Source organism: Cellulomonas sp. URHE0023, assembly GCF_000688475.1.
In the GTDB taxonomy this organism is placed as follows: domain Bacteria; phylum Actinomycetota; class Actinomycetes; order Actinomycetales; family Cellulomonadaceae; genus Cellulomonas.
In genome coordinates, this window is sequence record NZ_JIAN01000005.1 from 745,287 (window position 1) to 758,810 (window position 13,524).

Consider the following 13,524-nt stretch of genomic DNA (forward strand, 5'->3'; position numbering starts at 1 on the left):
CCCACGAGGTCAGGCCCTACTGCTGGCAGGTGGGGCACCAGTAGAGGTTGCGGCCGGCCATGGTCTCGACCACGACCGGAGTACCGCTGACCAGGCACGGCAGGCCGGTGCGGTGGTAGACCCAGGTGCGCAGCGTCGGGTCCGTGAGCGCGTTAATGCGGTCCGCGGGCGCGAGGTCCCGGGTGACGATCACGCCCGTGCGGATGCCCTCGGCCAGCAGCACCGCCCAGTCGTCCCAGAGCGCACCGGCGACGTCCGAGGGGACACGGCGCCCGGGCGTGTGCGGGTCGAGGCGTGCCCGGAACAGGAGCTCGGCGCGGTAGATGTTGCCGATGCCGGCGACGACCGCCTGGTCCATGAGCAGCTGCCCGACGGCCACCGAGCGCGAGGTCAGACGGTCGATCATGACGCCACGCGCGTCGCTCGTCGGGGCGGCAGGATCAGGACCGAGTCGAGCGACCGCCGTGGCGGCCTCGGACGGGTCGAGCACCTCGCACGCGGACGGTCCTCGCAGGTCGGCGACGGTGTCGGCGGAGGCGAGGCGGACCCTGACCTGACCGACGGGCTCGGGCGGGAAGGGCTGTGACGCGTCGGCTGCGGCGCCGACCTCACGCTCACCCTCGCCCATGCGGACCGCTCGGCGCAGGCGCGGGGCACCCATGCTGCCGCGTGCGACGTCACCGGCCGTCAGCGGCGTCAGACGACCGAAGAAGTCCCACGCGCCGTAGAGGCCGAGGTGCACGCGCAGGACGTCACCGGACTCGAACTCCAGGAACAGCTGCTTGCCGACGGCCCGTGAGGCCACGAGAACCTGGCCGTCGATGCGCCGGGCACCCGCGGCGAACCGCCCCTGAGGGGAGGTGACCGCGAGCCTGTGACCGACGAGGTCCAGGGCGAGCTGACGGGCGATGCGGTGGACGGTATGACCCTCAGGCACGCCCGAAGGCTAGGCCACCGTGAGCGGCTCTACCGAACCCGCACCGCCCGGGGCCCGTCAGGCGACTCGAAGACGCTCGGCCGCGGCTGCGGCAGCGGCGGCCGCCCCCGCGGCGACGGCAGCGCGGTTGTCGGCCTCGACCTGCTCGGCCAGCTGCTCCTGACGCAGCGCGGCCGCCTCCAGCACGTCGGTGATCTCGAGGCCCAGCAGCTCGTGCCGCTCGAGGAGCGCATCGCGCAGGGCCTCGACGAGGTGACGGTGCTTGGACAGCAGGCGACGCACCGTGCTGCGCGCGTCGTCGAGGACCCCTTCGAGCTGCTGGCGGGCGGCCCCGTCGTTCAGCACGGCGGAGACCAGGTCGTGCGGGGTCGCCGCGAACGAGATCAGTGAGCCCGTCATGCCCGCGGCACCGACCATCTGGGCCGCCGTCCGGGTCGCGGACGCGAGGTCGCTGGCGGGGCCCGTGCTCGTCTGCCCGAAGAACAGCTCCTCGGCAACCCAGCCACCCATGGCGATCTGCACGAGCGCCCGCAGGTCGTACTGCGAGTGCGTCCAGACCTCGTCGCAGTCGCTGTGCGCGAGGAGGCCCAGGGCGTCACCGCGTCGGATGATCGTCAGCACCTCGAGCGTGCGGTTGGGAGCGACCAGCCACGCGGTGACCGCGTGCCCCGCCTCGTGCGTGGCGATCAGCGCCTGCTCGGCGCGCGTGTAGGCGACGGGCTGCCCGATGCCGACCATCTCGGTGATCCGGGCGCGCTCGACGTCGGCGAAGGTCATCGTCAGCGACCCGCGCCGCAGGGCGTTGACGAGCGCCTCGTCGAGAAGGTGCTCGATCATCACGGGCGTCCAGCCGCTCGTCGCGGCAGCCAACCGGTCGCGCAGCGCGGCGTCCTCGAGCTCGACGTCGGTGGAGCGGCTGGCCAGGAAGTGGTCGACGAGCGCGCGTCGACCGCGCGCGTCCGGCGTGGAGAACGTGAGACGCCGGTCGAACCGGCCCGGCCGCAGCAGGGCGGGGTCGAGGTTGTCGGCGCGGTTGGTGGCGGCGATGAGCAGGATCGGCGCCTTGACGGGCTTGCGCTGCTTCATCTGCCGGTTCGCCGGCATGAGCAGGTTCGCCCGGGCGATGAACCAGTTGACGAGCTTGTCGCCGCCGGTCGGCTCGTCGAAGGACTGCATCTGCACGAGCAGCTCGTTGACCACACCGCCGGTGCCCTCGGAGACCACGGCGTTGGTCACGGTCCGCGGGCGGCGGACCAGGTCGAACGGGCTCCCGACGAACGCGGCAGAAGCCATGCCGCCTCGGGCCATGGCGATCGCGTCGATCTCCTCGATGAACCCGATGGCACCGCCCTCGGTGCGTGCGGCCTTGCGCAGCGCCTTGAAGTACGCGCGGATCTTCTTCGCCGTCGCGCCGTAGTACATCGACTGGAACGACGTCGCGGAGACGAAGAGGAACGGCACGCCCGCCTCGGCGGCCATGGCCTTCGCCGTCATCGTCTTGCCCGTGCCGGGCAGACCCTCGAAGAGCAGGCCGCGCCGCGGTGTTCCGCCCATCTGCTCGGCGAACTGCCGGTGCGTCTGGAACAGGTCGATCGAGCGGCGCACGTCCTCCAGGACGGGGTCGATGCCGATGACGTCGTCCAGGCCGACGTCCACCTGCTCGGGCCGGTAGGTGACGTGCGGTGATCTCGCCGTGCCCACCTGCGTGAGCAGCAGGATCGCGATCAGGGCGACGAAGAACAGCACCGGTGCGACGACCATCGGGTCGAGCGACGGCATCGCCGGCAGCATGCGACGACCCGTGAGCGCGCTGAAGACGATGTACGCCTCGAGCAGGACGACCGGGATGCCGACCCTGAAGACCCGCCGCCGTCGCACCTTCTCCCTGGAGACGGCGATGTCGTGCGCACCTTGGCGGATCGGGGAGACGATGGCTTCTGGCACGGGGATGCCCTTCCCTCGGCGCCTGGTGATCAGACGACGCTGCGTCGCGGGAGCTGCGATGACTCATCGTCAGGCGAACCGTACAAACGTGCAAGATCGGACATATCGGGCCACCCGAATGGTCCAACGCCGTCACCGCGACGGGTGCCGGAGCCTGCTCACCTGGAGCAGCAGGTAGTCGCGTTCCGCGGTGCTCGTGGTCCGGCGCGACGCCGCGAGCAGGTCGTCCGCGGCACCGACCGGATCGCCCGCGCGTTCCCGCAGGTGGCCGCGGACCGCGAGAAAACGGTGATGCGTTCCTAGCACCGGGTCGAGGGTGCCCAGCAGGGCGAGCCCCTCGGACGGCCCCCGCACCATGGCGAGCGCCACCGCGCGGTTGAGGGTCACCATCGGGTTGCCGGTCATCCGCTCCAGCAGGCCGTACAGCGCGAGAACCTGCGGCCAGTCGGTGTCGTCGGCCGTCGACGCCTCGTCGTGCACGGCGGCGATCGCGGCCTGCAGCTGGTACTCGCCCACAGCCTCGGTCGAGAGAGCCTCCTCGACGAGGCGCACACCCTCGGCGACCATCTCCGCGTCCCATGCGGAGCGGTCCTGCTCGGCGAGGGGCACGAGCTGCCCCTCCGGGCCTGTCCGCGACGGCCGGCGGGCATCGGTGAGCAGGATCAGCGCGAGGAGGCCGGTGACCTCCGGGTCGTCGGGGAGGCTCGTGCGCAGCGCGCGAGACAGCCGCTGGGCCTCGACGGCGAGGTCGGCGCGCGTCACCGCAGGACCGGACGTGCTCGCGTAGCCCTCGTTGAACATGAGGTAGAGCACGCGAAGCACAGCGCGGAGCCGCTCGGGGTACTCGGTCGCCGACGGCATCAGGAACGGCTCCTCGAGCTCGCGCAGGATCCGCCTGGAACGGCTGAGCCTCTGGGCCATCGTGGCCTCGGGGACGAGGAACGCGCGTGCGATCTCGGCCGTGCTCAGGCCGCCCACGGACCGCAGCGTGAGCGCGACCGCCGACGCGGGCGACAGCGCGGGGTGGCAGCAGCCGAACAGGAGCAGCAGGGAGTCGTCACCGTCCGGCGGGTCGACGACGGCCTCGGGTGACGCGACGAGCGCCTCGCGTCGCCGTCGAGACTCCTGCGACCGCCAGGCGTCCACGAGCCGACGCTGGCCGACGACGACGAGCCAGCCGTGAGGGTTGTCGGGCACGCCGTCCACCGGCCACTGCGTCGCGGCCGCCAGCAGCGCCTCCTGGAGGGCATCCTGCGCATCGGCGAGGTCCCCCGACCGTCGGACCAGCACGGCCAGCACCTGCGGCGCGAGCGTGCGCAGCAGGTCCTCGTCGAGCTCGACCTCACTCGGTGACGTCGGGGGCCTCCATGAGCGCGCGCACCTCGATCACCTGCTGGATCGGCACGCCGGCCGGCCCGGGCGCCGCAGACGCCTTCGCCGCGATCTCGACCGCCCGAGCCTCGCTCTCCACGTCGACCGTCCAGAAGCCGGCCAGGAACTCCTTGGACTCCGCGAAGGGGCCGTCCGTGATGACGGGCGGGAGCACGCCGTCACTGCGGACCAGCTTCGCCTGGTCGGGCCATGCGAGCCCACCGGCCCCGACGAGCTCGCCGCTGGCCACGAGCTCCGCATCGAGGTCGTGCTGGAACTGGATGTGACGCCGCAGGTCCTCCGGCTCCCAGGTGTCGATGGGCGGTACTCCCTCGACGTAGTACTTCATCATCAGCATGTACTTCACGGTGCGCTCCCAGTAGCTCGTCGCCGGTCTCGTCTGGCCCGGCTCTCACCGACTGGTCGGAGCCGCGCGCACTGTCTCGACATGCATCCTGTCGTGGATCTCCTGCCCAGGGCAGGGCCCGGCCGGTGGGAACGGGCAGCGCCGGAACCTGGACGCCGATGTCCGTCATTCGGGATTCTCCGGCGAAGCCCTTGCCGGTCGCCGACCCCTTGCTACACATCGCCCGTCACACATCCCGTGGACGAGAAGGAGCACACAGTGGTCAGCCAGTCCGAACCGTCCGTCGTCGCCCTCGTCGGCAACCCTCGTCCGGGATCCCGCACCCTCACGGCCGCGCAGCACGTCGCGTCACGTCTGGGCACGGAGGTCACGACGATCGACCTCGCGACGCTCGGGCACGAGCTGTTCACCGCCGAGCGCACGCAGCTCGACCCGGCGCTGCGCACCGTCGCCGCGGCCCGCCTGCTCGTCGTCGCGACACCCGTCTACAAGGCGTCGTACACCGGTCTCCTCAAGTCGTTCCTCGACCTGTACGGGCCGGACGGGCTGGCCGAGGTCGTCGCAGTCCCGCTCGTCATCTCGGGCAACCCCGCGCACGCCCTGGTCGGCGAGGTGCACCTGCGGCCCTTGCTGGTCGAGCTCGGCGCTACCGTGCCCACGCGCTCGCTCACGGTGACCGAGGCGGACCTTGCCGACCTGGACCCGGCCGTCGACCGCTGGCTGGAGCGCGCCGCGGCACCGCTCACGCACGCACTGTCCGCCGACCTGGTCGGAGCGGACCGATGACCGCCGAGATCCTTCGCGAGATCCAGGCCACCCTCGTGGAGCAGGACGAGCCGCAGCTGTCACCCGCGGCCTACAAGGAGGTCTTCCGCCGCCACCCCGCCGGCGTCGCCGTCGTCGCGTTCGTCGAGGACGGCCGGCCGGTCGGGTTCACGGCGACGTCGGTCATCTCGGTGTCCGCCGACCCACCGCTGCTCGCGTTCTCGCTCGCGTCGACGTCCTCGTCGTGGGCGCCCTTGTCCCGCGCCCGCACGCTCGCGATCAGCTTCCTCGCCTCCGGGCAGGACGACGTGTCGGCACGGTTCGCGACGAGCGGCATCGACCGGTTCGCCGCCGGCGGCTGGACCGCACTGGAGTCCGGGGAGCCCGTCATCGACGGCGCCGTGTCCTGGGTCCGCGGCCGGGTGGTCCAGCGCGCACCTGTCGGCGGGTCGTACCTCGTCTCCATCCGAGCGCTCGAGCACGGGATCGACGACCAGGCCCTGCCGCTCGTCTACCACGACCGGACCTACCACCGGATCGGCGACCACACGGCCGTCTGAGACCACCGGATCGGCGACCACACGGCCGTCTGAGCGGACCAGCACGACAGACCAAGACCCGCCGGAGCGACAGCTCGGCGGGTCTTGTCGTGCCTCCGGGCACACGAAAACCGCCGGTGTGCGAGCACCGGCGGGTCTTCGTGTGCGAGCGCCCTACGAGTGTGCGGCGCTCGCGCCCGCACCCACGAGCTCGCCCGCGCCGGCCAACCCCCACTCACGGGCGAGGAGCTCGTACGAGCGGGCGGTGTCGGCGGGGTCGTGCGTGATGGTGGTCAGGAGCAGCTCGTCGGCGCCCGTGGCCCGCACGAGAGCGTCGAGCCCCGCCGCGACCTGCGACGCGTCACCGACGAGCCGGGACACGATGCGGTCGCGGAGCAGTGCGCGCTCGTCGTCGGACCGCTGCTCCCAGGGGGTCGTGGTCCCGGGACGCGGGTACGGGATCGCGCGGGCGCCGGACCGGATCGACAGCACCCAGGCGGCAAAGGGGTCGGCCAGCTCGTGCGCCCGCTCGTCCGTCTCGGCGACGAGGACGTCGGCAGAGACGACGACGTACGGCTCGGTCAGGACGCCCGGTCGGAACGCGGCCCGGTAGGCGGCCACCGTCTCGAGCACGGTCGACGGGCTCACGTGGTAGTTCGCGGCGAGCGGCAGGCCCAGCTCGCCGGCGACGCGTGCACTCTCCCCCGCGCTCGATGCCAGGACCCAGAGGTCCAGGTCGGCGTCCTGCACGGCAGGACTGACGGCGTCGCGGCCGTCGTCCGAACGCGCGATCCCCTCGAGCAGGTCCAGGACGGTGCGGAGCTCGTCGGTGAATGCCGCGGGCGTCCGTGCAGCACCCAGGTAGCGCTGCTGCGCGACGAAGCGGGCGAGGAGGTCCGGGTCCCGGAAGGTGAACGGTGGGTTCGCCGGGACGAGCAGGCCGTCCACGACGCGGTCCTCGGTGGCGCCCGGCGCACGCTCGGGAACCACGGTGGCCGTGTCGTCACCACCCTTCGACGGCGGGGGGAAGGAGGCTCGCCCCAGGCCGAGGTCCACGCGCCCGGGATAGGCCGCCGCGATGGTTCCGAACTGCTCGGCCGCGACGACCGGGCTGGTGGAGCCGAGCAGTACCGCTGCCGAGCCGACACGCAGGGTCGAGGTCACGCCGGCGGCGAGCGCGGCGAGCACGCCAGGTGCTGACGATGCGACGCCCGGGGCCAGGTGGTGCTCGGCGAACCAGATCCGTCGGAAGCCGAGCCGCTCGACGAGCCGGGCCCGGCCCAGCGACGCCTGGAGCGCTTCGGCGCCGGTGCCGCCCTCCCAGACCGGGGCGAGGTCGAGCACGGACAGGGGGACGCGTGTCATCGGGACTCCTGGAGGACGAGACGGGACAGGTGGAAGGCGGGGTCGGAGGCGCGGACCGGGTCGTCGGCGGGCTCGTCCGCAAGGTCGGCCAGGACGCGGCCGATCGCGGGTCCGAACTTGAAGCCGTGACCGGAGAAGCCGGCGGCAACCACCAGCGGTCCACGACGGTCGAGGATGAAGTCGTGGTCCGGGGTCGTCGTGTAGGTGCACGAGATCGGGTGTGGCGTCCCGGGGTCGACACCGGGCATCCACTGCTCGGCGTACCGCTGCAGCAGGGCGAGCTGACCCGGTTCGGGGGTGAACGAGCGGTGGTCCGGGTCCGTCACCGGTCCGACGGCGTGGAACCCGACCTTGACGCCCTCGCCCGGGGTGAGCAGCCCGTACGTCCCGCTCGGGTACGGATGGGCGCCGAGGATCTGGTGCGTGAAGCTGGGCCACTGCGCAGGGTGCGTCAGGTCGAAGTGGGCGGGCTGCTCCTGCGTCACGACCAGGGGCACCGGCCGACCCAGCAGAGAGCCGGTCCACGCACCGACGGCCAGGACCACCCGCCTCACCTGGATCGGTCCGTCGGTGGTCTCGACGAGGACGCCGTCCGAGCCGGCGGTGAGGTTGAGCACCCGAACCCCATGGCGCACCTCTGCGCCCGACAGCAGGGCGGCGGACTGCAACGCCGTGACCGCGCGGTCGGCGTGCAGCCGACCGGCAGTGTGCGTCTCGTGCAGCACCGTTCCCTCGAACCGCAGACCGGACCAGCGCTCGGTGGCCTCGGCCGGCGTCAGGACCTCGTGCCGGATGCCTCGGGCCTCGAAGGCCGCACGCAGCGACGGGGCAGGCGCACCGTGGCTGACGCCGCCGGTGATGGTCAGAAGCTCCGATGCGGTCACGCGCTCGAGCTCCCGCCACAGCCCGAAGGCCTCGATGGTGAGATCCAGGTACTCGGCACGGTCGTACGTCTGCCGGTAGATGCGGGACGCGCCGTGCGACGCCCCCTGGACGTGACCGGGGGCGAAGCGCTCGAGCAGCACCACGGACCGGCCGCGGCGGGCCAGCTGCCAGGCGGCGGCCGAGCCCATGACGCCGCCGCCGATCACCAGGTGGTCGACGTTCTCCATGCGGGCTCCTCGAGTTGCAACAGACACGGTGGCCGACCGGGCGTCCCCCGACCCCGGCCGGCCACCGTCGAGCACCCGCGAGGGCGCTCGGTTCAGGGGTGGATCAGCTGGTCTTGGGCAGACCCGGGGGGTTCGTCTCGGACGTGTCGATCGCCTCGGCCTCGAGGCCCCAGCGCGCGAGGACCTGCTGGTAGGTGCCGTCCTCGAACGTGTGGTTGAGGGCCGCGGTCACAGCCTCGGCGAGGCCTGAGCCCTTGAGGGTCGCGACGGCGATCTGCGCGGTGTCGGGCCACCCGCCGTTGAGCGTGCCGACGACCTTGAACTGGTCGGGGCCTGTCGCGGCGCTGTACGCGAGGCTCGCGTTCGGGCCGACGTACGTGTCGAGCCGGCCGGACTGCACCGCGAGCAGCACGTCGGAGTAGTTCTCGTAGTACTCGGGCTCACCGTTCTTGATGGGCTCGAGACCGTTGTCGATGTTCTCCTGGTTCCAGGCCAGCAGGATCTTCTCCTGGTTGGTGCCGGAGCCCACGCCGACCGTCAGGCCCGCGATGTCCTTGGGCTCCTTGATCTGCTTGATGTCGCTGCCCGCGCTGGTGAGCCAGCCGAGCTGGTCGTTGCGGTACGAGGAGAAGTCGTAGAGCTCCTTGCGCTCCTCGGTCACCGTGACGTTGGAGATGACGGCGTCGACGTCACCCGACTGCAGGGCCAGCGGCCAGTCGGCCCACGCCTTGACCTCGATCTCGAGCTTGAGTCCCAGGGCGTCGGCGACGAGCGAGGCGATGTCGGGCTCGTTGCCGATCGGCGTCTTCTCGTCGTCGGCGAGGAAGCCGAGCGGCGGCAGGCCACCGGCCGTGGTCGAGACCTTGAGCACGCCGGACTCCTTGACGGCGGCCGGCAGCAGCGCGATCGCGGCGTCGTCCTTGGTGGAGTGGATGCGGTCCTGCTCGGGGCTGGTGTTGATCGTCAGACCGGCGGCAGCGCTCGCGGAGCCCGAGGGCTCGGAACCGGCGTCGTCGTCCGCGGTGGCCGACGCGCTGCACGCGGCGAGCGCCAGCAGGGGCACGAGGGCCAGTGCGCTCAGGAGCCGGGGACGCAGGGGTGTGGTCACGGAAGGTGTCTCTCTTTCGGTGGGCGTGCGCGAGCGCGCACGGGTGAGGGCGGAAATAGGTCAGAGGACCTTGTCGAGGAAGGCCTTGGTGCGGGCGTGCCGGGGGGCGTCGAGCACCTGGGCGGGCGGCCCCTGCTCGACGATCCGGCCGCCGTCCATGAACACGACCGACGTGGCGACCTCACGGGCGAAGCCGATCTCGTGCGTGACGACGACGAGCGTCGTTCCGGTCGCCGCGAGGTCACGGATGACGTCGAGCACCTCACCGACGAGCTCGGGGTCGAGAGCGGACGTCGGCTCGTCGAACAGCACGACCGCCGGCTTGACCGCGAGCGCCCGGGCGATCGCGACGCGCTGCTGCTGCCCGCCGGACAGCTGGCGAGGGTAGGCGTCGGCCTTGTCGGACAGCCCGACGCGTTCCAGCAGGGTGCGCGCCTCGGCCTCGACCTCGGCACGGGGGCGGCGTTGCGCCGAGATGGGTGCCTCGATCACGTTCTCGAACGCGGTGAGGTGCGGGAAGAGGTTGAAGTTCTGGAACACGAACCCGATGCGGGTCCGCTGCGCCAGCACGTCCTTCTCCTTGAGCTCCTGCAGCGCCCCGTCGGAGCGACGCTTGTACCCGATGAGGTCACCGTCCACGGAGATGAACCCGCGGTCCACCTTCTCCAGGTGGTTGATCACCCGCAGCAGGGTGGACTTGCCCGAACCCGACGGTCCCAGGATCACGGTGACCTCGCCGGGTCGGACCGTCAGGTCGATCCCGTCGAGCACCTCGAGCGTCCCGTAGGCCTTGTGCACGCCGCGCACCTCGACCAGGCCGGCGGCCATCAGATGCTCCGCTCGGGACGACCGGCGCGGACCAGCACGTTGGTGCGGACCTGGCGGCCGTAGCTCGGTGGCAGGTCCTTGGGCACCGGTCTGCCGGTGAACCGTGACCACGTGACACCCACACCCCAACGCGCCTTCTGGATCGGCGTGGGTGGGAGCTGGCGGAGCGCCCCCTTGGCGTAGTGCCGCTCCAGGTAGTACTGGACGACGGTCAGGACGGTGGTGACGACGAGGTACCAGATGCCGGCGACAAGCAGCAGCGGGACCACGCGCTGGTTGCGGCCGTAGATCACGCCGACGATGTAGAACAGCTCGCCGTACGCCAGCACGTAGACCACCGAGGTGCCCTTGACCAGGCCGATGATCTCGTTCACGGCCGTCGGGACGATCGTGCGCATGGCCTGCGGCAGGATGATGCGTCGCTGCTGACGACGCCGGGGCAGCCCCAGCGCAGCGGCTGCCTCGTGCTGGCCCTGGTCGACGCCGATGATGCCGGCCCGGATGATCTCCGAGGCGTAGGCCGCCTGCGAGAGCCCCAGCCCGAGTACCGCGGCACCGAACTTGTCGATGACGGACAACGTGTCGAGCTGGACGAACGACGGCCCGAAGGGCACCCCGAGCGAGAGCTGCGGGTACAGGTACGCAAGGTTGTACCAGAGCAGCAGCTGCAGGATGAGGGGCACCGAACGGAAGATCCAGATGTAGCCCCACGCGACGGACCGCAGCAGCGGTGACTTCGACAGGCGCATGAGCGCGAGCACGGTGCCGAGCCCGAACCCGACGACAGCGGCCGCCGCAGTGAGCCGCAGGGTGCCCCACAGCCCGTCGAGCACCGACGGCCAGGTCAGGTACTGCCAGACGATGCCCCACTCCCACTTGGAGTTGGTGAGCAGGGAGCTGACGACCATCGCGAGCAGGACGGCGACGATCGCGGTCGCGACCCAGCGGGCCGGATGGCGGGCACCGTAGACGCGGGGCTCGTCGTGCACGACGGGCGCGTCAGGCGTGACGAGGGTGGTGTCGTCCTTGTGCAGGAAGGCGGTGGACACGGGTCTCTCCGGGGTTCGAGGGGGCTCTACGACTGCGGGGCGGTGTGCCCCGGACAGAGCCACTTCTCGAACGCCAGCGGCCCGATCTCCTCGGGGGCGAGGGTCGAGTCGAACAGCGGTGTCCAACCAGTGGCCAGGTACAGCGCGGCCGCCTCCGGCTGCCGGGGCCCGGTGGTGAGGTAGAGCCGCTCGTAGCCGGCGGCGACCGCTCGGACCTCGAGCTCCGCAAGAACCTCACGGGCCAAGCCACGGCGGCGGTGCGCAGAGCTGGTCCAGATCCGCTTGTACTCGGCGGTCCGAACCGTCGGAAGGCCGTCCGCGTCACGCGTACCGGGCCGGCTCAGCCGATCCGCCGAGCCGAGCTCGGGTTCGGCCCGCAGCCGGAACGCGCCGCCGGCCACCGGGACGCCGTCCTCGAGGATGAGGATCAGGTCGCCGTCGGGCGCCCCGAACTGCTCGGCGGGGTAGCGCTCGAGCTCGGCACGCAGGTCGTCGGGCGTGAAGTGCTCGGCGTACCGGGTCAGGTACTCCACGGCGAGCTCGTCGAGCATCGGCTTCACGGTCGGGTGGCTCAGCGGGTACGAGCGCACGACCCGCACGTCGGTGGTCGTCATCTCAGGCCGTCGCGGCGTAGCGGTCGGCGGTGCTGGGCAGGCCGAGGGTGTCGCGGAACGTGTGCCCGGGGTACTCGGAGCGGAACGCGTCCGACGCCCGCAGGACCGGGAGCACGCCGTCGACGAGGGCGACGAGGTCGGTCTGCACCGATGCGGGCCGGATGGTGAACCCGTCCGCCGCCTCGGCGTCGAGCCACTCGGTCACGAGCTCGGCGAACCCCGACGCGGTACCGACGAACGCGAGCGAGCCCGTGTCCCAGCTGACTCCCTCCATGTCCGACAGCATGTCGAGGCGGGCCTGTGCACTGGCGCGGTCGGGGCCGACGATCAGGTAGACGTCGACCAGCACACGCACGTCGCGCGGGTCCCTGCCGGCGGCGGTAACGGCAGCCAGCACACGGGCCCTGGTCCGTGCCGCCTCGTCGGGAGTCGTCGCCCGGATGCGGACCACGTCGGCGACCCGTCCGGCCAGCTCGATCTCGATCGCCGTGGAGACACGGACGACGACGGGCGGACGGCCCTGCGGCGGGCGCGGGCTGCTCTTGGGCGCTCCGGCGGCGAAGTTGACGCCGTCGTGCGTCGTGAACCGGGGGCGCGCGACCGCCGTCGGGACGTGGCTGTCCCACAGGCGGGCCACGGTCCCGGCCGCCTTGACGGCTCCCGCGGCGGCGACCGCGGCGGCGGACGTGGACCGGGGACCCGCTGTCGGGACCTCGTCGAGCCGCGTCGTCCAGCCGACCTGCCAGCCGGCGCGGCCGGCACTGGCCTGGTCGATCGTCGCGATCGCGGTCGAGATGTGTGCGGGGTCGATGTGCGAGGTACCGACGGCCGCGACCAGACCGATGCCGTGGGTCCGGGGCGCCAGACGCGCCGCGACGATGGCGGCGTCGAGACGCGTCGTGCTGCCACCGGGGTGCAGCGCGAAGTCGTCGTCGAACACGACGAAGTCGAGCGCACCACGCTGGGCGACGGCGACGAGGTCCTCGAGCCGGCCTGCGTCGAAGAGTCGCTGGCCCTGGGAGCCGTGGGTGCGCCAGGCGGCGACGCGGGCGCCGGTGTCGGACAGGTCGACGCCGAGATGGGCATGGGGGGACACAGGGGTATCCGTTCGTCTGGTGCGAGAGGTGACGGCGCGCACTCGTGGGTGCGGCGAGGCTCGCCCCGTCAGGGGGCGTGCGAGGGTGCTGCTGGACGCTGTGGGGTCAGCGACAACAGGAACGCGTGAGCACGGCGTCGTCGCCTCTGCTCATGGAGCGGGGGGCCCCGAACGCGTTCATCTCTGTCCTCTCGTCCCGGCGGAGCCGGGGTTCGCGTGGTTGTCGTGTGCAGGCTCGACGCCCGCCACGACCAGGTCCTCATCCGGGGCACCCCACCGCGCGGAGGGTTGCCATCCAGCTAGCCGGAGCTTCGCGCTGGAAATCTTGACCTTATTGGTAGGGAATTTAGGCGAGGGTGTCTGCGACGTCAAACTGCTGGTCACATGGTGAGACTTGACGCCTCGGCGCGGTCGGTCGGGAACCGACGG

The 13,524-nt window shown here is 71.7% G+C and carries 13 protein-coding genes and 1 riboswitch; of the genes, 2 read left to right on the forward strand and 11 right to left on the reverse strand.

Features of this window, described 5'->3' with window-relative positions; all coding sequences use genetic code 11:
• Positions 1–16: 16 nt before the first annotated feature.
• The 4 genes from N553_RS0103720 to N553_RS0103735 all read right to left on the reverse strand — a co-directional run bounded on the left by N553_RS0103720 (position 17) and on the right by N553_RS0103735 (position 4,610).
• The gene (locus N553_RS0103720; RefSeq protein ID WP_028045422.1) at positions 17–937 is read right to left on the reverse strand and encodes an Fpg/Nei family DNA glycosylase; all 921 of its coding nucleotides are present in this window, start codon (positions 935–937) and stop codon (positions 17–19) included.
• 57 nt (positions 938–994) lie between these two features.
• Positions 995–2,881 carry an AAA family ATPase gene (locus N553_RS20905; protein ID WP_051639797.1) on the reverse strand — a complete coding sequence of 629 codons (1,887 nt, stop codon included), beginning with the start codon at positions 2,879–2,881 and terminating at the stop codon, positions 995–997.
• Positions 2,882–3,013: 132 nt separating this feature from the next.
• Entirely contained in the window at positions 3,014–4,204 is a 1,191-nt protein-coding gene (locus N553_RS0103730; protein ID WP_028045423.1) for an RNA polymerase sigma factor, read from the reverse strand.
• A 19-nt stretch (positions 4,205–4,223) separates the two neighbouring features.
• Entirely contained in the window at positions 4,224–4,610 is a 387-nt protein-coding gene (locus N553_RS0103735; protein ID WP_034621033.1) for a YciI family protein, read from the reverse strand.
• 267 nt (positions 4,611–4,877) lie between these two features.
• Between N553_RS0103735 and N553_RS0103740 the strand changes: the two genes are divergently transcribed.
• Positions 4,878–5,405 (forward strand): NADPH-dependent FMN reductase, encoded by a 528-nt coding sequence (locus N553_RS0103740; protein WP_028045425.1) that lies wholly within the window; start codon positions 4,878–4,880, stop codon positions 5,403–5,405.
• Positions 5,402–5,944 carry a flavin reductase family protein gene (locus N553_RS0103745; protein ID WP_028045426.1) on the forward strand — a complete coding sequence of 181 codons (543 nt, stop codon included), beginning with the start codon at positions 5,402–5,404 and terminating at the stop codon, positions 5,942–5,944. Before N553_RS0103740 ends, N553_RS0103745 begins: the two co-directional genes overlap by 4 nt.
• A 153-nt stretch (positions 5,945–6,097) precedes the next feature.
• Here N553_RS0103745 and N553_RS20910 read toward each other — a convergent pair whose 3' ends face one another.
• The 7 genes from N553_RS20910 to N553_RS0103780 all read right to left on the reverse strand — a co-directional run bounded on the left by N553_RS20910 (position 6,098) and on the right by N553_RS0103780 (position 13,095).
• Complete coding sequence (locus N553_RS20910) at positions 6,098–7,288, reverse strand: LLM class flavin-dependent oxidoreductase (protein ID WP_051639798.1); 1,191 nt, start codon at positions 7,286–7,288, stop codon at positions 6,098–6,100.
• Positions 7,285–8,400, reverse strand: coding sequence for an FAD-dependent oxidoreductase (locus N553_RS0103755; protein ID WP_028045427.1), 1,116 nt, complete (start codon positions 8,398–8,400; stop codon positions 7,285–7,287). The genes N553_RS20910 and N553_RS0103755 overlap by 4 nt, the downstream gene beginning before the upstream one ends.
• Positions 8,401–8,503: 103 nt before the next feature.
• Positions 8,504–9,508: an ABC transporter substrate-binding protein gene (locus tag N553_RS0103760; RefSeq protein WP_034620580.1), complete on the reverse strand. Its 1,005-nt coding sequence runs from the start codon at positions 9,506–9,508 to the stop codon at positions 8,504–8,506.
• A gap of 60 nt (positions 9,509–9,568) precedes the next feature.
• Positions 9,569–10,336, reverse strand: coding sequence for an amino acid ABC transporter ATP-binding protein (locus N553_RS0103765; RefSeq protein WP_028045429.1), 768 nt, complete (start codon positions 10,334–10,336; stop codon positions 9,569–9,571).
• Positions 10,336–11,385 (reverse strand): amino acid ABC transporter permease, encoded by a 1,050-nt coding sequence (locus N553_RS20915; RefSeq protein ID WP_156043682.1) that lies wholly within the window; start codon positions 11,383–11,385, stop codon positions 10,336–10,338. Before N553_RS20915 ends, N553_RS0103765 begins: the two co-directional genes overlap by 1 nt.
• Positions 11,386–11,411: 26 nt before the next feature.
• Positions 11,412–11,999: a GNAT family N-acetyltransferase gene (locus tag N553_RS0103775; RefSeq protein ID WP_028045430.1), complete on the reverse strand. Its 588-nt coding sequence runs from the start codon at positions 11,997–11,999 to the stop codon at positions 11,412–11,414.
• A gap of 1 nt (position 12,000) precedes the next feature.
• Positions 12,001–13,095: an LLM class flavin-dependent oxidoreductase gene (locus tag N553_RS0103780; protein WP_028045431.1), complete on the reverse strand. Its 1,095-nt coding sequence runs from the start codon at positions 13,093–13,095 to the stop codon at positions 12,001–12,003.
• Positions 13,096–13,306: 211 nt separating this feature from the next.
• Positions 13,307–13,426: riboswitch (SAM riboswitch) on the reverse strand.
• Between the last annotated feature and the right edge of the window lie 98 nt (positions 13,427–13,524).